Source organism: Streptomyces sp. iso_384 (assembly GCF_056172905.1).
In genome coordinates, this window is the sequence record NZ_JBWBTT010000001.1 from 1,620,834 (window position 1) to 1,643,365 (window position 22,532).

The following is a 22,532-nucleotide window of genomic DNA, read 5'->3' on the forward strand; positions in this document are numbered from 1 at the left end:
GGGCGCTCGCGGGTAGGTGTCCGTACATGGCGGACACCAAACGCGAGATCGAGCGGAAGTACGAAGCCACCGACGACACCCGGCTGCCCGACCTGACCCGGGCGGCAGGGGTCGACCGGAGCGTCCACCGCGGCCTGACCGAGCTGGACGCCGTCTACTACGACACCGCGGACCTCCGCCTCGCCGCCGACGCCCTCACGCTCCGCCGCAGGACCGGCGGGGCCGACGAGGGCTGGCACCTGAAGTTCCCCGTCGCCACCGGCATCCGGGACGAGCTCCACGAACCCCTCGCCGACACCCTGCCGCGCCCGCTGGCCGCCCTGCTCCGCTCCCGCGTCCGCCACGCCGAGCTCGCCCCCGTCGTCCGGCTGCGCTCCGCCCGCGACGTCCACCACCTCACCGCCGCCGACGGCACCCTCCTCGCCGAGGTCAGCGTCGACCGGGTGCGCGCCGAGCGGCTCGCGGGGGAGGGGAGCGGCACCACGGCGGCCTGGACCGAGATCGAGGTCGAGCTGGCCGACGACGGCGACCCCGCCGTCCTGGACGCCGTCGGGAAGCGGCTGCGCAAGGCCGGGATCCTCCCCGCGCACTCCGCGTCCAAGCTCGCCCGGGCGCTGGCGGAGACGACACCCGTACGGGACGGGAGCAAGCGGAAGAGGAACGCGCCGCACACCGCGGGCGACCACGTCCTCGCCTACGTACGCAAGCAGATCCGCACGATCGTCGACCTCGACCCCGCCGTCCGCCGCGGCCTTCCCGACTCCGTGCACAAGATGCGCGTCGCCACCCGCCGGCTGCGCAGCACCTTCAAGACCCACCGCAAGCTCCTCGACCGCGCGGTCACCGACCCGCTCGGCGCCGAGCTCAAGTGGCTCGCCGCCGAACTGGGCCTCGACCGTGACCAGGAGGTCCTGGACGAACGCCTCGGCGCCCGTGTCGAGGCACTGCCCGCCACCCTGACCCTCGGCCCGGTGCGCGGCCGCCTCCGCGCCTGGTCGGCCGCCCGCCGCACCGGTTCGCGCCGCAGGATCATCGACGTACTCGACGGGAAGCGGTATCTGGACCTCCTGGACGCCCTCGACGCGCTGAGCGCCGACCCGCCGCTGCGCCCCGCCGCGCGCCGGGCACCGGAGAAGGCCCTGCCCCGGGCGGTGCTCAAGGACTACGAGAAGCTCGCGCGCCGCATGGACCATGCCCTGGAGCACCCGCCGGGACCCGAGCGCGACACCGCGATGCACGAGGCCCGCAAGGCCGCCAAGCGCGCCCGGTACGCGGGCGAGTCGGCCCGGCCCGCGCTCGGCAAGCCCGCCAAGCGGTTCGCCAAGAGGGTGAAGGCCGTGCAGACCGTCCTCGGCGACCATCAGGACAGCGTCGTCGCCCGCGAGGCCCTGCGCACCCTCGCGATCCAGTCGCACGCGGCGGGCGAGACCGCGTTCACCTGGGGACTTCTGTACGGGCAGGAGGAGGCCACCGCCGAGGCCCGGGAGCGCGAGCTGCCCGAGGTCTGGGCCCGCGCGTCGGACCCCGGGCTGCGGGCGGATCTGAAGCACTGAGACGCGGGGTACGCTGGATGGTCACCCCTGCCGGCTCACGAAGGTTCGCGAGATGTCTGCCGCATCGGTCTTCCCACAGCTCGAAGCTCTGCTCCCGCATGTGCAGAAGCCCATCCAGTACGTCGGCGGTGAGCTGAACTCCACCGTCAAGGACTGGGACAGCTGTGACGTCCGCTGGACCCTGATGTACCCCGACGCCTACGAGGTCGGGCTCCCCAACCAGGGCGTCATGATCCTCTACGAGGTACTGAACGAGCGCGAGGGCGTCCTCGCCGAGCGCACGTACAGCGTCTGGCCGGACCTCGAAGAGCTGATGCGCGAGCACAACGTGCCCCAGTTCACCGTGGACAGCCACCGCCCCGTCGGCGCGTTCGACGTCTTCGGGCTGAGCTTCTCCACCGAGCTCGGCTACACCAACATGCTCACCGCCCTGGACCTCGCGGGCATCCCGCTGGAGTCCAAGGACCGCACGGTGGACCACCCGATCGTCCTCGCGGGCGGCCACGCCGCGTTCAACCCCGAGCCGATCGCGGACTTCATCGACTGCGCGGTCGTCGGCGACGGCGAGCAGGCCGTCCTGGAGATCACCGAGATCATCCGCGCCTGGAAGGCCGAGGGCCGCCCCGGCGGCCGCGACGAGGTGCTCTTCCGGCTCTCGAAGACCGGCGGCGTCTACGTCCCGCGCTTCTACGACGTCGAGTACCTCCCCGACGGCCGCATCGGCCGTGTCGTGCCCAACCGGTCCGGCGTGCCGTGGCGGGTCTCCAAGCACACAGTGATGGACCTCGACGAGTGGCCCTACCCCAAGCAGCCCCTCGTCCCGCTCGCGGAGACCGTGCACGAGCGGATGTCGGTGGAGATCTTCCGCGGCTGCACCCGCGGCTGCCGTTTCTGCCAGGCCGGCATGATCACGCGCCCCGTGCGGGAGCGAAGCATCACCGGCATCGGCGAGATGGTCGAGAAGGGTCTCAAGGCCACCGGCTTCGAGGAGGTCGGCCTGCTCTCGCTCTCCTCCGCCGACCACAGCGAGATCGGCGACATCGCCAAGGGCCTCGCCGACCGCTACACCGACGACAAGATCGGCCTCTCGCTGCCCTCCACCCGCGTCGACGCGTTCAACGTGGACCTGGCCAACGAGCTGACCCGCAACGGGCGCCGCTCCGGTCTCACCTTCGCCCCCGAGGGCGGCTCCGAGCGCATGCGCAAGGTCATCAACAAGATGGTCTCGGAGGAGGACCTGATCCGCACGGTCGCCACCGCCTACGGCAACGGCTGGCGTCAGGTGAAGCTGTACTTCATGTGCGGCCTGCCCACCGAGACCGACGAGGACGTCCTGCAGATCGGCGACATGGCGGTCAACGTCATCGCCAAGGGCCGCGAGGTCTCCGGCCAGAACGACATCCGCTGCACCGTTTCCATCGGCGGGTTCGTCCCCAAGCCGCACACCCCCTTCCAGTGGGCCCCGCAGCTCAGCGCCGAGGACACCGACGCCCGGCTGAAGAAGCTCCGGGACAAGATCCGCGGTGACAAGAAGTACGGCCGCTCCATCGGTTTCCGCTACCACGACGGCAAGCCCGGCATCGTCGAGGGCCTGCTCTCGCGCGGCGACCGCCGTGTCGGCTCCGTCATCCGCGCGGTCTACGAGTCGGGCGGCCGCTTCGACGGCTGGCGCGAGCACTTCAGCTACGACCTCTGGATGAACTGCGCCGAGAAGACGCTGCCCGATTTCGGCGTCGACGTCGACTGGTACACCACCCGCGAGCGCACGTACGAAGAGGTCCTGCCCTGGGACCACCTCGACTCCGGCCTGGACAAGGACTGGCTCTGGGAGGACTGGCAGGACGCGCTCGACGAGACCGAGGTCGAGGACTGCCGCTGGACCCCCTGCTTCGACTGCGGCGTCTGCCCGCAGCTCGACCTGGACATCCAGATCGGCCCGACCGGCAAGAAGCTCCTGCCGCTCAGCGTCGTGAAAAAGTAGCAGGCAGCGCGTCTCCGCACGATCGTCAGGCCCGGTCCGGCAACCCCGGACCGGGCCTGACGCGTCCTCGAAGACATGGACTACGGCAAGCACCAGGCGCCCCAGGGTTACGAGCACGGCGAAGGCGTTCTGACCAGGGTGATCAGGATCCCGGTACGGATCGTGGTCCTGGTGGTGGTGCTGCCCGTCCGCATGGCCTGGGACGTCCTGGCCGCCACCTGGCACACCGTGGACCGGGTCGTGCTGCCCCCGCTCGGACGGGCGCTCACGGCGCTGATCGCGGCGCTGGGGCGAGGCCTGGAGATGCTGTTCGGTGGCATCGGCTGGTTGGTGGGGACGCTGATCGGCGTTCTGGTGCTGCTTCCGCTGAAGTGGCTGTACACCTCGGTTCTCACCCCGCTGGGCCACGGCCTGCGATGGCTCGGCACCGCCCTGCTGGCCCCGGCGGCACGGGGTCTCGGAACCGGCCTGACCTGGCTGCTCACCACGCTCCTCGTCCTGCCGGTCGCAGGGCTGTGGCGCTACGTGATCGTTCCCGTGGTGCGCTACGGCCTGGTCGCCCCGGTGACGTGGCTGTACGGAGCCGTCCTCACACCGATCGGCCTCGGCACGGCCTGGGCCCTGAGCACGCTGTGGCAGGGCACGGCCTGGGTTCTGGGCACGCTGTGGCAGGGCATCGCCTGGGTCCTGGCACAGGTCTGGCGGGGGATCGCGGCCACCGGACGTGGTCTCGGCCTCGCGGTCGCCTGGCTGGTGATGACGCTGCTCGTCGCGCCCCTCGCCTGGACGTACCGCCGGATCCTCACCCCGGTCGGCCGCGAGATCGCCGCCGCGTTCGAGGTCGCCTGGCGGATCGCCGGGTTCATCTCCCGGGCCGTCGGACGGGCCCTCGCCTGGCTCGCGTGGCAGCTGATCGGCGCACCGGTCTCCTGGGTGTACCGCACCGTGTGCACCCCCGTCGGCCACTTCGTGCGCGACTCCGTGTGGGCCCCGGCCCGGCGCGCCGCCGCCGAGGCCGGCCGGGCCGCCCGCGCGGCCCTCGCGACCGCCCGGGAAACCGTGCGCCAGGCCAGCCGCGACGCCTGGCGGGCGCTGGTCGGCTCCACGGACGGCGCACGGTCCCGGGAACCGCGGGGGATCCCTGCGCGTACTCTGGGTAGTACAACGACAGTCCCCAGCGCGGCGCAGGCAACCGAGAGCGCCCCGCTCGACGAGAAATTCGTCAAGCGGGTGTGAGCCGGAGCGGCACCCCGGGGGCCACCCGTATTTCGTGGGCGGCGCGCCACCGCGCCCGCCCCGCACCGAGGAGAAGAACCACTGGGCAAGCGACAGCCCGAAGGCCCGCCGCCCGCACCGGCAGTGCAGCGCATCCGTCTGCGCTACACCAAGCGCGGCCGCCTCCGGTTCACCAGCCACCGAGACTTCCAGCGTGCCTTCGAGCGGGCACTGCGCCGCTCCGAGGTGCCGATGGCGTATTCGGCGGGCTTCACGCCCCACCCCAAGGTCTCCTACGCCAATGCCGCACCCACCGGCACGGGCAGCGAGGCGGAGTTCCTGGAGATCGCCCTCACCGAGACGCGGGACCCCGAGGTCCTGCGCGGACTGCTCGACGCGTCGATGCCGGCCGGCCTCGACATCGTCGACGCGGTGGAGGCCCGCACCTCGGGCCTCGCCGAACGGCTCACCGCCTCCGTCTGGGAGCTGCGGCTGGACGGCGTCGACCCCGAGGAGCTCCGCGCGGCCGTGGCCGTCTTCGACGACGCCGAGACCGTGGAGGTCCAGCGCAAGGCCAAGAACGGCATCCGGACGTTCGACGCCCGTGCCGCCGTCGCCGACCTGCGGGTCGTCGACGATCCGGCCGATAGGCCGGGCGAGCGGCCCTGTGCGATACTGCGCCTGGTTGTTCGGCACGTGACACCTGCCGTGCGACCCGACGACGTCCTGTCCGGTCTCCGAGCTGTGGCCGACCTGGCGCCGCCCGTCCCCGCCGCGGTGACGAGGCTGGCGCAGGGGCTCTTCGACGAGGAGTCCGGCACGGTGACCGACCCGCTCGCGCCCGACCGCGAGGCCGCCCCGACCGCACATACCGCGGTCGCCGGGGCAGCCGTCGCGACGGCGCCGGAAGGTGCAGGTTCCGCGTAAGGCGGTCGTTGTAGCGCAGCCCTCCGACCCGGGAGCCACCTGGGTCGGGCCGCGCACTGACCCACAAGACTTTCGCCAGGCCGTACGCACACCGCATACGGAACCGGCGAGCCAGACATCAGTTCCCGTGCGGCGCCCGCGCCCCGGACGGCGGTATCGCACCACTGCGGACCGAGCCGGACCGGAATCAGACGCGGCGCCCGGGAGCACGACGGGAGAACCGCCCGCATGCCTCAGCCGAACGAACCCGGCACGACCGGGAACAACGACGAGAACACCCCCGGCGACAAGCTGCCGCCGCGCCGCAGGCGCCGCGCCGCTTCCCGCCCGGCGGGCCCGCCCGGCGGCGCCGTGGCCGCCACCGAGGACATCACGCCGGCCATACCGGCCGACGGGTCCGCCGCTCCGGCCGCGGACGACACGCCCGGCGAGACGGTCGCCGAGACCGCCCCGCCCGCCCGTACGCGCCGCCGCGCCGTGCGTAAGGCCACCGCGCCCGCCGGCGCGCCGGAGCCGGCCGCCGAGCCCGCCCCGGTGGTCGTCGAGCCCACCCCGGCCGCCGAGGCCCCCGAGCCGGCCGCCGCCGAGGAGGAGCCCGCCGCACCCGCGCCGCGCACCCGCCGCCGCGCGGTCCGCAAGGCGACCGCCCCGGCCGGTGCGCCGGAGGCCGCCGAGACCCCCGCCCCGGTCGTCGAGACCCCGGCCGAGTCCGTCGCCGACGTCGCCCCCGAGGCCGTCGAGGACGAGGAGGAGACCGTGGTCGCCGTGGAGACCCCCGACGAGACCCCCGCGCCCCGCCGCCGTCGCGCCTCCCGCAAGGCCACCGCGCCCGCGGGCGCCCCGGCCGCCGCCGAGGCCGTCGTGGCCGAGCCCGCCGTGGCGGCCGAGCCCGTCCAGGCCGCCGAGCCCGCCGCCGTCGTCGAGCCGGAGCCCGCCGAGGCCCCGCGCGGCCGTACCCGCCGCCGCGCTTCGGCCCCGGCCGGCGCGCCGCAGGCCGCCGCGCCCGTCGCCGAGCCGGTGACCGAGCCGGCGCCGGTCGCCGAGGCGCCCGCCGCCGAGGCGGAGGCGGCGGAGGAGACCCCCGCGCCGCGCACCCGCCGCCGCGCCTCCCGCAAGGCGTCCGCGCCCGCCGGTACGCCGCAGGCGGCCGAGCCCGTGGAGACCGCCGTCGAGGCCGCCGGGGCCGGCGAGAGCCTGCCCGCCGCCGTCGCCGAGGAGCTCGCCGCCGAGGCGGACGAGGTCGAGGAGGCCGCCCCGCGCGGACGTCAGCGCCGCCGCGCCACCGCCGCAGGCCGCCCCGAGTTCACCGCGAAGACCGAGGAGCCGACCCGCAAGGGCCGGCGCGCGACGCGCCCCGCCGTCGCCGTCTTCCAGGCCCCGGTCTTCGCCGAGCCGATGTTCCAGACCCCCGAGACGGCGGCTGCCGCCGCTGCGGCAGCCGGTTCCTCCGCCGCGTACGACGAGGTCGACGAGGCCGAGGAGCAGCAGACCGCCGAGGTCGAGCAGGCCCCCGCGCCCGCCGAGGCCGCGCCGCAGGGCGGCTCGCGCCGCCGTCGCCGCCGCCGTGGTGAGGCCGAGGCGGCCGAGCAGGCCGTCGCCGCCGCCCCGGTGGAGACGCCCGCCGACGAGGCCCCCGAGGCCGAGGCGGACGAGCACGAGGGCGAGGACACCGACGAGTACGGCGACCGCCCCTCGCGCCGTCGCCGTCGTGGTGGCCGTCGCCGCCGCCGTGGTGAGGCCGGCGACACGGACGACGAGCAGAACACCGAGGACGCGCCCGCGCCGTCCCGCGCCGAGGAGCCCCGCTCCGAGGACGAGCCGGACCGTGGCCGGACCCAGGACGCCGCCGAGGAGAGCGACGAGGACGACGACTCCGCGTCCTCCGGTTCGAGCAGCAGCCGTCGCCGTCGCCGTCGTCGCCGCCGCAGCGGTGACGCCGCCGCCGAGGCCGAGCACGGTACCGCCGACGACCCGGAGCGTACGGTCGTCAAGGTGCGCGAGCCCCGCAAGAAGGAGGAGCGCGAGCCGGGCACCGGATTCGACGAGGTCCAGTCCATCAAGGGCTCGACCCGTATGGAGGCGAAGAAGCAGCGCCGCCGCGAGGGCCGCGAGCAGGGCCGCCGCCGCGTCCCGATCATCACCGAGGCGGAGTTCCTGGCGCGCCGCGAGGCCGTCGAGCGCGTGATGGTCGTCCGCCAGAGCGGCGAGCGCACCCAGATCGGCGTCCTCGAGGACAACGTGCTCGTCGAGCACTACGTCAACAAGGAGCAGGCCACCAGCTACGTCGGCAACGTCTACCTGGGCAAGGTGCAGAACGTCCTGCCCTCCATGGAGGCTGCGTTCGTCGACATCGGCAAGGGCCGCAACGCCGTCCTGTACGCCGGTGAGGTCAACTTCGAAGCGCTCGGCATGGCCCACGGGCCGCGCCGCATCGAGACCGCGCTCAAGTCCGGCCAGTCGGTCCTGGTCCAGGTGACCAAGGACCCGATCGGACACAAGGGCGCCCGCCTCACCAGCCAGGTCTCGCTGCCCGGCCGCTACCTCGTCTACGTGCCCGAGGGCTCGATGACCGGGATCAGCCGCAAGCTGCCCGACACCGAGCGCTCCCGCCTGAAGACGATCCTCAAGAAGATCGTCCCCGAGGACGCGGGCGTCATCGTGCGCACCGCAGCCGAGGGCGCGAGCGAGGACGAGCTGCGCCGTGACGTCGAGCGGCTCCAGGGCCAGTGGGAGGAGATCCAGAAGAAGGCGAAGGGCACCAGCGGCTCCAACGCGCCGACGCTGCTCTACGGCGAGCCGGACATGACCGTCCGGGTCGTCCGCGACATCTTCAACGAGGACTTCTCCAAGGTCATCGTCAGCGGCGACGAGGCGTGGGAGACCATCCACGGCTATGTCTCGCACGTCGCGCCCGACCTCACCGAGCGGCTCTCGCGCTGGACCTCCGAGGTCGACGTCTTCGCGACGTACCGCATCGACGAGCAGCTGATGAAGGCGCTGGACCGCAAGGTCTACCTGCCCAGCGGCGGTTCGCTGGTGATCGACAAGACCGAGGCGATGGTCGTCGTCGACGTCAACACCGGCAAGTTCACCGGCCAGGGCGGCAACCTGGAGGAGACCGTCACCAGGAACAACCTGGAGGCGGCCGAGGAGATCGTGCGCCAGCTGCGGCTGCGCGACCTCGGCGGCATCGTCGTCGTCGACTTCATCGACATGGTGCTGGAGTCCAACCGGGACCTGGTGCTGCGGCGGCTCCTGGAGTGCCTGGGCCGCGACCGCACCAAGCACCAGGTTGCCGAGGTCACCTCGCTGGGCCTGGTCCAGATGACCCGCAAGCGGGTGGGCCAGGGTCTGCTGGAGTCCTTCTCCGAGACCTGCGTCCACTGCAACGGCCGCGGCGTCATCGTCCACATGGAGCAGCCGACGTCCGTCGGCGGCGGTGGCGGCGGTGGCAAGAAGTCCAAGAAGCGCGGCCGCGGCGGCGCTGGCCAGGACCACGAGCACGGCCACGAGCACGGTCACGACGAGCACGCTGCCGAGCCCGCCGAGACCGAGGCCGAGCTGGCCGCCGAGGTCGCCGCCCCGGTGGCCGTGGAGCCCGAGGTCACCGCCGACGAGGAGTTCTACGGCAGCCCCGCCGAGGCGGAGGCGGCAGCCACGCGCCGTGGCCGCCGTCGGGCCTCCCGCAAGGCGTCGGCCCCGGCCGGGGCCCCGAAGGCCGAGGCACCCGTCGTCGAGACCCGGCCCGAGCCGGTCGTCGACACGCCCGCCGAGGCCCCGGCCGCGGAGGCCGTGGAGGTCACCGAGGTCGTGGAGGTCACGGAGACCCCCGAGGCACCCGAGGCTCCGGCCGAGGCCGCGCCCCAGGGCCGCACGCGCCGCCGGGCCACCCGTAAGGCGACCGCCCCGGCGGGTTCGCCGAAGCAGGCCGAGGCCGCGGAGCCGGCCCGGCCGGCCGAGCCCACCACGGACCCGGTCGCGGCCGAGGACCCGGTCGTCGAGGCGCCCGCCGCCGAGACCCCGGCCCCCGAGGCCCCGGCGGAGAAGGCACCCGAGGCCGAGGCCCCGGTGGCCGCCCCGCCGCGTGCCCGGCGCCGGGTGACCCGTAAGGTCACCGCTCCGGCGGGCTCGCCCACCGGGTCGGACGAGGCGGAGATCGTCGTGGTCGCCTCGGCGCCCGAGGCCAAGGCCGAGGAGCCCGAAACCAAGGCGCCGGAATCCGGTACGCCGGACTCCGAATCCGCCGAGCCGGCCCCCGCGAAGAAGACGGCCCGCAAGGCCGCCGCCAAGAAGGCCCCAGTAAAGAAGGCGGCCGCCAAGAAGACCGTCGCGAAGAAGACCGCCGCCAAGAAGACGACGGCGAAGACGGCCGCGAAGAAGACGACGAAGAAGACCGTCGCCGCCGAGCAGTCGTCGCCGTCCGTAACGGCTTCCGCGCCCTCCGCGGAGAGCGATTCGCCGGCGAACTGATGAATCCGTAACCGGTTGTTCATCTTCAGGTGTCCCGCTCCGAGCACATCGGGGCGGGACACCTGCTTTGTTTCAGAACTGATGCAAGGGCTGGTTAACGAGCCCGAAATGGACCGAGAAATCCCTGATAATGTGACGGCGGTTGCCATGCGTGTGAGCGTTCTTGACGAAAACTACGGTTGGTGACAAGGCCCGGCGGCGATACCGACCGGGCCGGATTCCTCGGCAGGGCGTCGGCATCGCGCCGGTGGGGTTTACGCGCGACCTCGGTAAGACGTCCCGCACCTCGGAGCTCTGCCTGGTACGAGCTCTTGCGGTGTTCAAGGAGGACGTTCATGACGAGCATCAACGAGCAGCCGATTCCCGCTGCCCGCCCGGTCATCGGGGAAGATGAGATCGAGGCCGCCGTACGCGTGCTGCGCAGCGGTCGCGTCGTGCAGGGCCCGGAAGTCGCCGCTTTCGAGGAAGGCTTCTCGCGCCTGGTCGACGACCGGCACTGTGTCGCCGTCAACTCGGGCACCTCGGCCCTTCACCTGCTGCTGCTCGCGCTCGGCATCGGCCCCGGCGACGAGGTGATCGTCCCGTCCTTCTCCTTCGCCGCCTCCGCGAACGCGGTCCGCCTCGTCGGCGCCGACGTCGTGTTCGCCGACATCGAGCCGGGCAGCTTCGGCCTCGACCCGGCGGCGGTCGAAGCCGCCATCACCCCGCGCACCGCCGCGATCATGCCGGTGCACCTCTACGGCCACCCCGCCGCGATGGACAAGCTCATGCCCATCGCCGAGAAGCACGGGCTCGCCGTGGTCGAGGACGCCTGCCAGGCCCACGCCGCGGCCCTGAACGGCACCCCCGTCGGCGCGTTCGGCGCGGGCGGCACCTTCAGCTTCTACCCGACCAAGAACATGCACTCGCTCGAAGGCGGCATGGTCACCACGGCCGACGCCGAACTGGCCCGCACCCTGCGCCTGCTGCGCAACCAGGGCATGGAGCAGCGGTACGCCAACGAGATCGTCGGCGCCAACATGCGGATGACCGACGTGTCCGCCGCCGTCGGCCGCGTACAGCTCGGCAAGGTCGAGGGCTGGACCGAGCAGCGCCGCGCCAACGCCGCGTACCTCGACGCCCACATCACCGCCCCGGCCGTCACCACGCCGCCGGTGGCCGAGGGCGCCCGGCACGTCTACCACCAGTACACCGTGCGGATCAGCGGCGACCGGGACGCCGCGATGGCGAAGCTCACCGAGGCGGGCATCGGCAACGCGGTCTACTACCCGACGCCGATCCACCGGCTCAAGCCCTACTGGGAGCCGGACCAGAAGGCCGGCCGCACCTGGGACCTGCCCGAGACCGAGCGGGCCGCCGCCGAGGTCGTCTCGCTGCCCGTCCACCCCTCGCTCACCGAGGGCGACCTGGCGCGGATCGCCGCCGCCGTGAACGCGCTGGGGGAGAACCTGTGAGCGCCGCGCTCAAGGCCGGGCTCATCGGCCTCGGCTCCATGGGCCGCCACCACGCCCGCGTTCTCGCGGGCCTGGAGGGCGTCGAACTGGTCGGCGTCGTCGACCCGATGGGCGACAAGAACGGCTGGGCTCAGGGCGCCCCCGTCCTCGCCACCGTCGAGGAGCTCATCGCCCTCGGCATCGACTACGCCGTCGTGGCCTGCCCGACCGCGCTGCACGAGGAGGTCGGCCTCCAGCTCGCCGACGCCGGGATCAGCGCCCTGGTCGAGAAGCCGCTCGCCGACACCGTCGAGGGCGCCCGCCGCCTCGTCGACGCCTTCGAGTCGCGCGGCCTGGTGGCCGGCGTCGGTCACATCGAGCGCTGCAACCCGGCCCTGCTCTCGCTCCGCGCCCGCCTGGAGGCCGGCGAGCTGGGCGACGTCTACCAGGTCGTCACCCGCCGCCAGGGCCCCTTCCCGCACCGGATCGCCGACGTCGGCGTGGTCAAGGACCTGGCCACCCACGACATCGACCTGACGGGCTGGGTCACGGGCCGGACGTACACCTCGATCGCCGCCCACACCGTCTCCAAGTCGGGCCGTCCGCACGAGGACATGGTCTCCGCCGTGGGCCAGCTGTCCGACGGCACGATGGTCAACCACCTGGTCAACTGGCTGAGCCCGCTCAAGGAGCGGTTCACCTCGGTCACCGGCGAACGCGGCTGCTTCATCGCCGACACCCTCACCGCCGACCTCACCTTCCACTCCAACGCCGCGGTCACCACCGAGTGGGAGGCGCTGCGCGCCTTCCGCGGGGTCTCCGAGGGCGACATGATCCGCTACGCCATCCCCAAGCGCGAGCCGCTCCTCGTCGAACACGAACTGTTCCGCGACGCGGTGCAGGGCAAGCCCGCCGACATCTGCACGCTGCGCCAGGGGCTGCGTACGGTCGAGGTGGCCGCCTCCGTGCTGGAGTCCGCCACCAGCGGCACCACGGTCCTGATCCCGGCGGACCGGGGCCAGGAGCAGGAGCAGGAGCCGAGAAGGTGACCACACCCGACGTCACGGTGGTCGTGGCCGTCTACAACACGATGCCGTACCTCACCGAGTGTCTCGACTCGCTCGTCGGCCAGAGCATCGGCCACGAGCGGCTCCAGGTCGTGGCGGTCGACGACGGTTCGACCGACGACAGCGGCAAGGAACTCGACCGCTTCGCCCAGCTGTACCCCGACGTCTTCACCGTCGTCCACCAGCCCAACTCGGGCGGCCCGGCCGCTCCGAGCAACCGCGCCCTCGACCTGGCGACCGGCCGTTACGTCTACTTCATCGGCTCGGACGACCACCTGGGCGAAGAGGCGCTGGAGCGGATGGTCGGCCACGCCGACGCCCACGAGTCCGACGTGGTCGTCGGCAAGATGGTCGGCACGAACGGGCGTTACGTCCATCAGAAGCTGTACACCGGCAACCGCGACGTCACCCTCGACGACTCCGAGTTGCCCTTCACCCTGGCCAACACCAAGCTCTTCCGCCGGGAACTGGTCGAGAAGCACGGGCTCCGCTTCCCCGAGGACATGCCGGTCGGCAGCGACCAGCCGTTCACCATCGAGGCGTGCGTCCGGGCCCGGAAGATCTCCGTGCTCTCCGACTACACCTGCTACTACGCGGTCAAGCGCGGCGACGCGAGCAACATCACCTACCGGGCGAACCACCTGGCCCGGCTCCGCTGCGTCCAGCGGATCATGGAGCACACGGCGGCCCTGATCCCGGCGGGCCCGCGGCGCGACGCCGTGTTCAAGCGCCACTTCGACTGGGAGCTGACCAAGCTCCTGCAGAAGGACTTCCCCGCGCTCGACCTCGACACCCGCCGCCAGGTGTGCGAAGGCGTCGGCGAACTGGTGGACGCCTACTTCACCGACGGCCTGCGCGACGGCACCGGGGTCAAGCGCCGGGTGCGCTTCGGCCTCGCCCGCAGCGGCGCCGTCCAGGAGCTCACCCGCGCCATCGCGGACGAGACCGAGCACGGAGCGCCGCCCTTCCTGCTGGAGGGCGACCGCGCCTTCGCCGCCTACCCCGGATTCCGGGACCCGGCCGTCGGCCTCGGCGACCGGTACTACGAGGTGCTCGGCGAGACGGTCGCGGGCCGCCTCTCCACCGGTACGCGACTGGAGTCGGCCGGCTGGGAGCAGCACGGCACGGACCTGACCGGCGTCGTGAACCTGCGCGTCGGCATCACCGGCGACACCTCGACGGCCGTCGTCGCCCTGGCCCAGGGCGCCATGCCGCAGAGCGCGGACAAGGCCGGCGCGCGCAAGCTCCCGAAGGACGCCGTACGCCCGCAGCGCGTCGGCACGCTCACCACCGAGCCGGCCGGGGACGGCGGCACCCTGCTGACCGCCCGTATCCCGCTCGCCCCCGCCCGCGCCAAGAGGGGCGTCCGCCTCTACGTGGACGTGGCGGGCTCCACGTACGAGATCCCGGTCCGCACCGAAGGGCAGCCGATGCCGCTGGCACGCCGCTGGGGGACCACCGACCCCCACCGGGTGGCGGCGAACACCAACACCAAGGGCCGGCTCGTGATCACGACGGCCCCGCTGCGGGAACCGAAGTCCGGCGTGGGCGCACGGCTGCGCCGCACGCTGTCCAGGTCGAAGAGGAAGTAACCCGATGAATATCTGTGTAGTCGCGCTCGGCAAGATCGGACTTCCGCTCGCCGTGCAGTTCGCCGCCAAGGGCCACAAGGTCATCGGCGCGGACGTCAACGAGAAGGTCGTCGAACTCGTCAACGCGGCCACCGAGCCGTTCCCCGGTGAGCACGACCTCGACCGTCTGCTCAAGGAGACCGTCGGCGCCGGCCTGCTCTCCGCCACCACGGACACCACGGCCGCGGTCGCCGCGTCCGACGCCGTCGTGGTCGTCGTCCCGCTCTTCGTGGACGCCGAGGGCACCCCCGACTTCGGCTGGATGGACGCCGCCACCAAGGCCATCGCGGCAGGCCTCAAGCCCGGCACCCTGGTCAGCTACGAGACCACGCTGCCCGTCGGCACCACCCGTACCCGCTGGGCGCCGATGCTCGCCGAGGGCTCGGGCCTGACCCCCGGCGAGGACTTCCACCTGGTCTTCTCCCCGGAGCGGGTCCTCACCGGCCGGGTCTTCGCCGACCTGCGCCGCTACCCCAAGCTCGTCGGCGGCATCGACGAGGCGTCCGCCGAGCGCGGCGTCGCCTTCTACGAGGCCGTCCTCGACTTCGACGAGCGCGAGGACCTGCCCCGCCCCAACAGCGTCTGGAACCTCGGCACGGCGGAGGCCTCCGAGCTGGCGAAGCTCGCCGAGACCACCTACCGCGACGTCAACATCGGTCTGGCCAACCAGTTCGCCCGGTTCGCCGACCGACACGACATCGACGTCAAGAAGGTCATCGAGGCCTGCAACAGCCAGCCCTACAGCCACATCCACCAGCCCGGCATCGCCGTCGGCGGCCACTGCATCCCGATCTACCCCCGGATGTACCTGTGGAACGACCCGGAGGCCACCGTCGTGCGCTCGGCCCGCGAGGCCAACGCCGCGATGCCCTCGTACGCGGTCGACCTGCTGGCCGCCGCCTACGGCGACCTGGACGGCGCCGGGGTCCTGGTGCTGGGCGCGGCCTACCGGGGCGGTGTCAAGGAGACCGCGTTCTCCGGAGTCTTCGGTGTCGTCGAGGCCCTGAAGGCGCGCGGCGCGGTGCCGTTCGTCTCGGACCCGATGTACACCCCCGAGGAACTGACCGCCCTCGGCCTCGTCCCGCACGACGGCCACCAGGCCGTCACCGCGGCGATCCTCCAGGCCGACCACGCCGAGTACCGCGAGCTGTCCGCCGCCGACCTCCCGGACGTCCGCGTCCTGGTCGACGGCCGCCGCACCACGGACCCGGCCAACTGGGCGGGCGTACGTCGCGTCGTCATCGGCGGCTGACGATGACCTGGCTGATCACCGGTGGGGCCGGCTACATCGGGTCCCACGTGGTCGCGGAGATGGCGGGCGAGGAGCGCCTCGTCGTCCTCGACGACCTCAGCACCGGACGGGCGGAACGCCTTCCCGAGGGCGTCCCGCTCGTCGTGGGCTCGGTCCTGGACCGGGAGCTCCTCGACCGGGTGCTGGCCGAGCACGCGGTGACCGGCATCGTGCACATCGCGGGCAAGAAGCAGGTCGCGGAGTCCGTCGAACGACCGCTCTACTACTACCGAGAGAACGTCGACGGCCTGCGCACCCTGCTGGAGGCCGCCGCCGGGGCCGGTGTCCGGCGCTTCCTGTTCTCCTCATCGGCGGCGGTCTACGGCATGCCCGACGTCGGCCTGGTCACCGAGGAGACCCCCTGCCTGCCGCTCAGCCCGTACGGCGAGACCAAGCTGGCGGGCGAATGGCTGGTGACCGCGGCCGGCCGGGCGCACGGCATGGCCACCGCATCGCTGCGCTACTTCAACGTCGCCGGAGCCGCTTCGGCGGAGCTGGCCGACGAAGGCGTCTTCAACCTGGTCCCGATGGTCTTCGAACGCCTGGAGGCCGACGAGGCCCCCCGGATCTTCGGCGACGACTACCCGACCCCGGACGGCACCTGCGTCCGCGATTACGTCCATGTGGAGGACATCGCCTCCGCCCACGTCGCCGCGGCCCGCCGGCTGGCCCGGGACCCGTCCGCCGAACTGGTCCTGAACATCGGCCGGGGCGAGGGCTCCTCCGTCGCCGAGATGATCGACATCATCCTCGACGTCACCGGCCGCACCGGCCTGCCCCCGGTCGCCGGGGCCCGCCGCCCCGGTGACCCGGCCCGGGTGGTCGCCTCCGTGGACGCCATCGCCGCGGAGCTGGACTGGTCGGCCCGGTACGGCATTCGGACCATGGTCGAGTCGGCCTGGGCGGGGTGGCGGCTGCGGCACCCCGGAGCGCTCGTCTGACCGGCGTCGCACCGATACGGCGGAGGGCCCGCACCCACCAGGGTGCGGGCCCTCCGCCGTATCGAGCCGGGGTCAGCCCAGGAACAGGTCGTCGAAGCGCTTCTGGACGACGGACCAGTCCCAGGTCCCCACCGCGTGCGCGGAAGCCTGCTCGCAGGCCTCACGCCAGGACTCCTCGGTCGCCGTGACCTCGAGGATGCGCTTCGCGGCCTTCTCCGGCGAGTCCACGACCCAGCCCTGTGGGTAGAGCGTGCGGGCGCTGTGCGGCTTTCCGGCGTAGAACGGCCAGTCGCGGACGACCGGCACCGCCGCGCTGGCAGCCCCTTCCATCAGACCCACATGGCATCCCTCACGCACCGACGAGCTGAGGATGACCCCGACGTCGGTGAGCGCGGCCGGTACGTCGTCGATGGCGCCGAGGCGTACGACGGCGCCGGACTCCTCCAGCGGCTTCAGCTCGCGCCGCAGCTGCGTCAGGTAGTCGGCGGTGGCCTTGCTCGTCTTCGGATTCATCTCGTTGCCGACGAGGAGAAGCCGGTAGCGATCGTCGTGCTCGCGCACCCGGTTGAGCACGTCCACGGCCCACCGCGGGTCCTTGGCGACCTGGCTGATCCCGATCAGACCGAGGTTGAAGCGCGCGTCGGCCGACTTGGGACGGAGGAAGCCCTTGAGCTCCATCGCGTTGTCCAGGACGTGCATCCGAGGTGCTGACGCCTCGCGCAGCTGAGGCACCAGCGACGTCACCAGATCCTTCACATGCGGGGCCACGAAGACGAGATCGTCCACCCGCGAGAAGTCGGTCATGTGCGGCCAGCGGGTGAACGCCTCGTAGCTGTGCAGCCGCACGACGATCCTGGTGTCACCGGGATCGATCGTGGTCAGCATGGCGGCCGGGCCCACCGACCAGTCGACGAACACCGTGTCCGCCCAGTCGAGGTGCGGCCGCATCAGCCGTTCCACGTCGTCCTGGTACTCCGATGTGCCGCCGGACAGCCGGTCCTCCAGCATCTGGGGCGCGGCCCAGGAGATCTTCTTGAACGGCTTGTGTGCGGCGAGGTCCAGGAACCGCAGTTCGACACCGGGATGGTCCTCGTACCGGGTGAGGATGTGCTGGAGGAAGTTGGCATTGGTGCTGGTGGTCACCAGCAGCCGCATCGGCCGGTCGGACGGCGGGCTCTTCGGCGGCGTCTTCCTGCCGCGGGGCCGTGCGACAGCACGGTAGGCCGGGGACTTCTGGAGCGGCGCGACAAAGCCCTCCGCGTCCTTGGCCAGCGGTGAGCTGAGCTGGTCGATGTGCAGGACGCGGTGGAAGTCGAGGGAGAGCGCCCGGTACAGGGCCACCGACGCCGACGCGTAATCGCCCTTGGCGAACTGGTCGTCGGCGTGGGCGAGGTGTCCGTCGACCGCCTTGCCGAGATCACGCGGGCTGATGCCCTTGGAGACCTCGGTCATGGCGCTCTCGTGGAGCAGCTGGGCCTTGAGCGCGGGGTCGGGGATCTTCTCGGCCGCGGCACTGAGCGCTATGGCCGCACCGCTGATCCGCCCCGCTTCCTCCATGCCCTCGGCCACGTAGCGCGAGGCCGAGGCCCGGACGGTCCCCGGCATACCGGGGACGGTCACGGCCGAACGCCAGAGCCGGGCTCCCACGGTGGAGCGCATGACGGGGCGCGCGGTGGCGGTCCGCATCGCCGCGGCGGGAAGGCCGCTGATGGAGCGCCGTACGTCGCGGGCCACGGCGCCGACCGGGGGCAGCGTTGTGGGACGGGGTGGCTCGGACGAGATCCGGTCGACGGCCCTGAGCGCCGGAGCGAGACCGAAGTGCGCCTCGGCCGTGGTGTTGTACTGGGCGAGCCGCCAGACGGTGTAGACGGCGCCCGGGTCCAGGGCCACGATCACATGGGCCGTGCGGGCCTGCTGACGCAGCCAGCGATCCCGCTGCGACTGCAGCCACACACGCATGCCCGCCGGGGACTTCCTGGCCTTGCGGCGCATGGCGGAGCTGCGCGTGTTGAGGTTGCGCGGCAGCTGGTGGAGCCCGTCCAGCCCGGCGCCGGTGAGCTCTTCGGCGGCCGAGGTCACCTTGAAGGTGCCGGCGAGGTACACCTTGGCGCCGCGTTCCCGGAACTTCACCAGGGAGTCGGTGAAGAGGCCCAGCGCGGGTCTCTTGCTGGCAATGAACAGGACGTCGGTCACGACGCGGGTCCTCCGGTGACGATCGACTTCTCGGGGAGGGCGGTCGTGCCCTTGACGCCGACGGGCTCGGACGTGTCGGCGGCCAGACGGTCCACCAACTCGCGCACCGCCACGGTCATCAGCGACTCCCGTGTGTACTGGTCGGCGTGGGCCATCGCCTCGGCATGGGCCTCATCGCTCGTGTCGACCGCCAGGTGGGCGGCGCGGATGAACGCGTCGGTCATGGCCTCGACGTCGAGTCCCACCGCTCCCGTCCACAGCGGGTGGCCCCGCAGCACGTTCGACGCGTCGTGCTCCACGACATGGGCGGAGACGATCGGCAGTCCCGTGGCCATGTACTCGTAGACCTTGCCGGAGGTCACGAAGCGGCCTCCGATGAGGATGAGAACCATGGCGTCCCAGCGCGCATAGATCTCGGCGACCTCGGCCTTGGAAGCGGGTCCGCCGAAGTGGACTCCATCCGCCTCCGCCTCCTTCAGTATCTCGGCGTGGCGTGTTGCTCCGCGGCCCGCGCCGTTGCCGATGTGGCCGCGGACCTCGAAACGGGCGTTGGCGAGCAACGGTTCCTGCTCGCGCGCCGCGCGCCAGGCGTCCAGCACCGTTTCGAGGTGCGTCGCGGTGAAGTTCACCGTGCCGAGGTAGCCGAAGGTGAGACCGGCATCGAGGTCCGGCTTGTGGGAGTGGCCCGGCGAACTGTCCGCGTCGTAGCCGTTACGCACGACACGCACGCGGTCGGCGAAGTCCGGGTAGCGGGTGCGGTAGTGCTCCGCGATCGGGTCGTTGACCACCCACAGCGAAACCGCGTGGTCCAGGATCTTCTGCTCCCAGCGACCCAGTTCCGAGTCGCGGGAGAAGGCCTCCGTGCCGTCGATGACGTCGATGGACCAGCCGTCGCGGAAGTCGACGGCGTACGGAACGCGCTCCTCTTCCCACAGCTTCCAGGCTGCGGCCAGGTTCACGTACGGCACACAGCTGGCGACCAGGAGGTTCGCGGGATGCTCCTGGTGGATGTCCAGCGCCGCCTGTTCCAGGGTCTCGCGCCACTCACCGAAGCTGGCCTCGGGGAAGGTCTTGGCCTGGCGCTTGCGCAGTTCCGTGACCCACTTTGCAGGGCTGAGAGCCCGCGCCTCGTCGAAGAGACGGATGTCCGTCTCCAGGTCTTCGCGCGAGAGCGGCAGCTCGACGACTTTTACGCGCGGGTCGACCTGCTCCAGCAGGGTGAGGTCGATGCCGGAGTCCAGTTCCCACGAATCCTGGGCGATGGTGACGACGGTGACGTCCCAGCCCACGTTGATGAACTGGTTCGCGGTTTCGCGCATGCGGTAGGCACAGCTTTTCGCTGCTGGTGGAAAACCGATGGCGAAATAGATCACATGAGGTCGCGTGCCTTTCGCGGGCAGCCCAGACCTGGGAGAAACTGACATAAATGGTGACGCTAGCACGGTGACATATGCCTATTAGCGCCAAACGTGGCGCTGCGCATGTCACGCGGACCGGCTGCCCCCTTTCCACTCTTCCATGATCCGGACGACGTTTTCCGCGGCGTGTCCGTCGCCGTACGGCGTGCCGGAGTCACTCGTGGGCACAGGGCGGGAGACGGTGGCGGCCCACTGCGCCGGGTCCATCTCGTGCGGGTCGGGTACCAAGACGTTCCAACCGGTGTGGACGGTTTCCACCCACTCGGTCTCGGGACGGATGGTCGTGGTGATCCGCTCCAGGAGGAAGGCTTCCTTCTGGAGGCCTCCCGAGTCGGTGACCACGCCCGACGAGGCGAGGACGGCGGCGATGAGGCCCGCGTAGGGCAGCGGCCGCCCGACGTGGATGGCGCCCCTGGCCAGCTCGATGCCATGGGCCTCGGCGCGCGCCACGAGGCGCGGGTGGGCGAGCAGCGCGACGGGCACGGGCAGGCCCGCGAGGGCGTCGATGATCGCGGACAGCCGGGCCGGGTCGTCCGTGTTGTCCGGGCGGTGCAGCGTGGCCAGCAGGAACGGCTGCGAGGGGTCGATGCCCTCGGGCAGGGCCGGAGCCGCGTGCTCGCCGGCGCGCACGGCGTCCCGGATGCGGAGGCAGATGTCGACCATGACGTCGCCCGCCAACTCCGTGCGCTCGGACAGCCCCTCGGCCGCGAGGTGACGTACGGCCTCCTCCGTCGGCGCGAGCAGCAGATCGGCGCAGTGGTCGGTCAGGACCCGGTTGTGCTCTTCGGGCATGCGGCGGTTGAACGATCGCAGACCCGCTTCGAGGTGAGCCACCGGAAGGTGCTGCTTGACCGCTGAAAGGGCTCCGGCGATCGTCGAGTTCGTGTCGCCGTAGACCAGGACCCAGTCGGGCTTCTCCGCTTCCAGGACCGGGTCGAGCGCGGAGAGCACCGATCCGGTCTGCACACCGTGGCTTCCGGAACCGACGCCGAGGTGCACGTCGGGGTCAGGGATGCCGAGACCTTCGAAGAAGACGTCCGAAAGGTCCGCGTCGTAGTGCTGTCCGGTGTGGACGATGACGTGCTGGTGATCGGTCCCGGCGAATGCCGCGGCGACAGCAGCCAGTTTCACCAACTGGGGGCGAGCACCGACGATGCTGATGACTTTCATTGCACGCTCTTCTTCTGAATCGCTTGACGTTGAGGTGAGGAATGGGTGTGCGCGCCCGGCGGGTACGTACCGGGCTCCTGCGTCACGGCGTGTACCGCTCGGGAGCGGGCGGATCCGCCCGGGCCTCGACGGCGAAGCAGGCGTTCGAGCGGATGTTCCACGCAATGGTAAGCAATGGCGGCCACCGCCAGGCTCAGCAGCAGCGTGGCGGCCCAGAAGCCGGCCGTCTCGAGCCGGCCCACCGGCTTGCCGTACACGCCGGCCAGGGCTCTCAGCACGATCTCGTGGAAGAGGTACCAGGCGAAGGACCACTGCCCGAGCCTGACCATGGCGGGTCCGGCGAGAGTGGTCCGGCGGCCTTCCAGGTCCGCCGCCGCAGCAGCCGCGACCAGCAGCGCGAAGATCGGCGCGGACAGCAGCTGGGACGCGCTGTACGGGCTGTACCACAGGCTGTCCGGCACGGCGTGGGACCAAGGGATCAGCACCAGGTGCCAGGCCAGGACCGCCAGGACGGCTACGGGCAGGCCGCCCGCCGGGCGCCAGCCCCGTTTCACCGCGAGCCCGGCGGCGACCCCGAGGACGAACTGAAGCGTCCGGGTCGGCGGGAAGTAGTCGAGCGCCCACACCCGCATCAGCGAATCCGTGATCAGGGCGCCGCCCAGCCAGGCACCCAGCGAGGCCGCGCACACGGTGACGGCGACGATGATCCGCCCCCGGGAGCTCCGCATCAGGGGCCATGCCAACAGGAGCGGAAAGAGCAGATAGAACCAGGCCTCGTCGCTCAGCGACCAGGCGGCGGGGTTTCCGCCCGAGAGATAGGAGTGATCCGGCACCCAGGCATTCACGAGGCCCAGCGTCGCGGCGGTCCCGCGGAGCGAGAAGTCGGTGCCCAGCGCATGCCAGACGGCCACGGAGGCCAGGACCGAAGCGGCCAGCAGCGGCCAGATCCGGGCGAACCGACGCCAGAGGAAGACGACCGCGGGCACGGTCTTGCCGTCGTACGTCCACGCCAGCACGAAGCCCGACAGGACGAAGAAGAAGGTGACCCCGCTCCTTCCGTACCAGGTCACGTCACTGATCCACGGAAGCTGGCCGGCCTGCCGGGACAGGTGATACAGGACCACGGCCAGCGCCGCCCAGAAGCGCAGCCCGGTGAGAGAGTCCAGCCGCGAGTGCTCGGCGGCCTTCGGCGCGGGGGCCCCCGCCATGAGTGTCATCCTCTTCTGCGCGGACATATGAACC

General features: G+C 71.9%; 14 protein-coding genes. 10 read left to right on the plus strand and 4 right to left on the minus strand.

Annotation, left to right across the window (positions count from 1 at the left end; all coding sequences use genetic code 11):
- Positions 1 to 26: 26 nt before the first annotated feature.
- From AC0VY3_RS07175 to galE, 10 genes are all read left to right on the plus strand, one after another.
- Positions 27 to 1,553 (plus strand): CYTH and CHAD domain-containing protein, encoded by a 1,527-nt coding sequence (locus tag AC0VY3_RS07175; RefSeq protein ID WP_103513154.1) that lies wholly within the window; start codon positions 27 to 29, stop codon positions 1,551 to 1,553.
- A gap of 52 nt (positions 1,554 to 1,605) precedes the next feature.
- Complete coding sequence (locus AC0VY3_RS07180; RefSeq protein WP_103513153.1) at positions 1,606 to 3,534, plus strand: TIGR03960 family B12-binding radical SAM protein; 1,929 nt, start codon at positions 1,606 to 1,608, stop codon at positions 3,532 to 3,534.
- A 75-nt stretch (positions 3,535 to 3,609) separates the two neighbouring features.
- The gene (locus AC0VY3_RS07185; RefSeq protein ID WP_475549226.1) at positions 3,610 to 4,770 is read left to right on the plus strand and encodes a hypothetical protein; all 1,161 of its coding nucleotides are present in this window, start codon (positions 3,610 to 3,612) and stop codon (positions 4,768 to 4,770) included.
- A 123-nt stretch (positions 4,771 to 4,893) separates the two neighbouring features.
- Positions 4,894 to 5,676 carry a TIGR03936 family radical SAM-associated protein gene (locus tag AC0VY3_RS07190; RefSeq protein WP_475549227.1) on the plus strand — a complete coding sequence of 261 codons (783 nt, stop codon included), beginning with the start codon at positions 4,894 to 4,896 and terminating at the stop codon, positions 5,674 to 5,676.
- Positions 5,677 to 5,904: 228 nt separating this feature from the next.
- Positions 5,905 to 10,146, plus strand: a complete 4,242-nt coding sequence (locus AC0VY3_RS07195; RefSeq protein ID WP_475549228.1) for an Rne/Rng family ribonuclease — start codon at positions 5,905 to 5,907, stop codon at positions 10,144 to 10,146.
- Positions 10,147 to 10,481: 335 nt separating this feature from the next.
- Positions 10,482 to 11,600, plus strand: coding sequence for a DegT/DnrJ/EryC1/StrS family aminotransferase (locus tag AC0VY3_RS07200; protein WP_103512736.1), 1,119 nt, complete (start codon positions 10,482 to 10,484; stop codon positions 11,598 to 11,600).
- Complete coding sequence (locus AC0VY3_RS07205) at positions 11,597 to 12,628, plus strand: Gfo/Idh/MocA family protein (protein ID WP_103512735.1); 1,032 nt, start codon at positions 11,597 to 11,599, stop codon at positions 12,626 to 12,628. The genes AC0VY3_RS07200 and AC0VY3_RS07205 overlap by 4 nt, the downstream gene beginning before the upstream one ends.
- A complete protein-coding gene (locus tag AC0VY3_RS07210; protein WP_103512734.1) occupies positions 12,625 to 14,238 on the plus strand; it encodes a glycosyltransferase family 2 protein in 1,614 nt (537 codons plus the stop codon). The genes AC0VY3_RS07205 and AC0VY3_RS07210 overlap by 4 nt, the downstream gene beginning before the upstream one ends.
- A 4-nt stretch (positions 14,239 to 14,242) precedes the next feature.
- Positions 14,243 to 15,529, plus strand: coding sequence for a nucleotide sugar dehydrogenase (locus AC0VY3_RS07215; protein WP_475549229.1), 1,287 nt, complete (start codon positions 14,243 to 14,245; stop codon positions 15,527 to 15,529).
- Positions 15,530 to 15,531: 2 nt separating this feature from the next.
- Positions 15,532 to 16,509 (plus strand): UDP-glucose 4-epimerase GalE, encoded by a 978-nt coding sequence (galE, locus tag AC0VY3_RS07220; protein ID WP_475549230.1) that lies wholly within the window; start codon positions 15,532 to 15,534, stop codon positions 16,507 to 16,509.
- A 72-nt stretch (positions 16,510 to 16,581) separates the two neighbouring features.
- Here the strand turns inward: galE and AC0VY3_RS07225 are convergent, their stop codons facing one another.
- The 4 genes from AC0VY3_RS07225 to AC0VY3_RS07240 all read right to left on the minus strand — a co-directional run bounded on the left by AC0VY3_RS07225 (position 16,582) and on the right by AC0VY3_RS07240 (position 22,498).
- The gene (locus AC0VY3_RS07225; RefSeq protein ID WP_475549231.1) at positions 16,582 to 18,702 is read right to left on the minus strand and encodes a glycosyltransferase; all 2,121 of its coding nucleotides are present in this window, start codon (positions 18,700 to 18,702) and stop codon (positions 16,582 to 16,584) included.
- A complete protein-coding gene (locus tag AC0VY3_RS07230) occupies positions 18,699 to 20,021 on the minus strand; it encodes a glycosyltransferase (protein ID WP_475549232.1) in 1,323 nt (440 codons plus the stop codon). Before AC0VY3_RS07230 ends, AC0VY3_RS07225 begins: the two co-directional genes overlap by 4 nt.
- Positions 20,022 to 20,186: 165 nt before the next feature.
- Positions 20,187 to 21,290: a non-hydrolyzing UDP-N-acetylglucosamine 2-epimerase gene (wecB, locus tag AC0VY3_RS07235; RefSeq protein WP_475549233.1), complete on the minus strand. Its 1,104-nt coding sequence runs from the start codon at positions 21,288 to 21,290 to the stop codon at positions 20,187 to 20,189.
- A complete protein-coding gene (locus AC0VY3_RS07240; protein WP_475549234.1) occupies positions 21,287 to 22,498 on the minus strand; it encodes an acyltransferase family protein in 1,212 nt (403 codons plus the stop codon). The genes wecB and AC0VY3_RS07240 overlap by 4 nt, the downstream gene beginning before the upstream one ends.
- Positions 22,499 to 22,532: the final 34 nt, after the last annotated feature.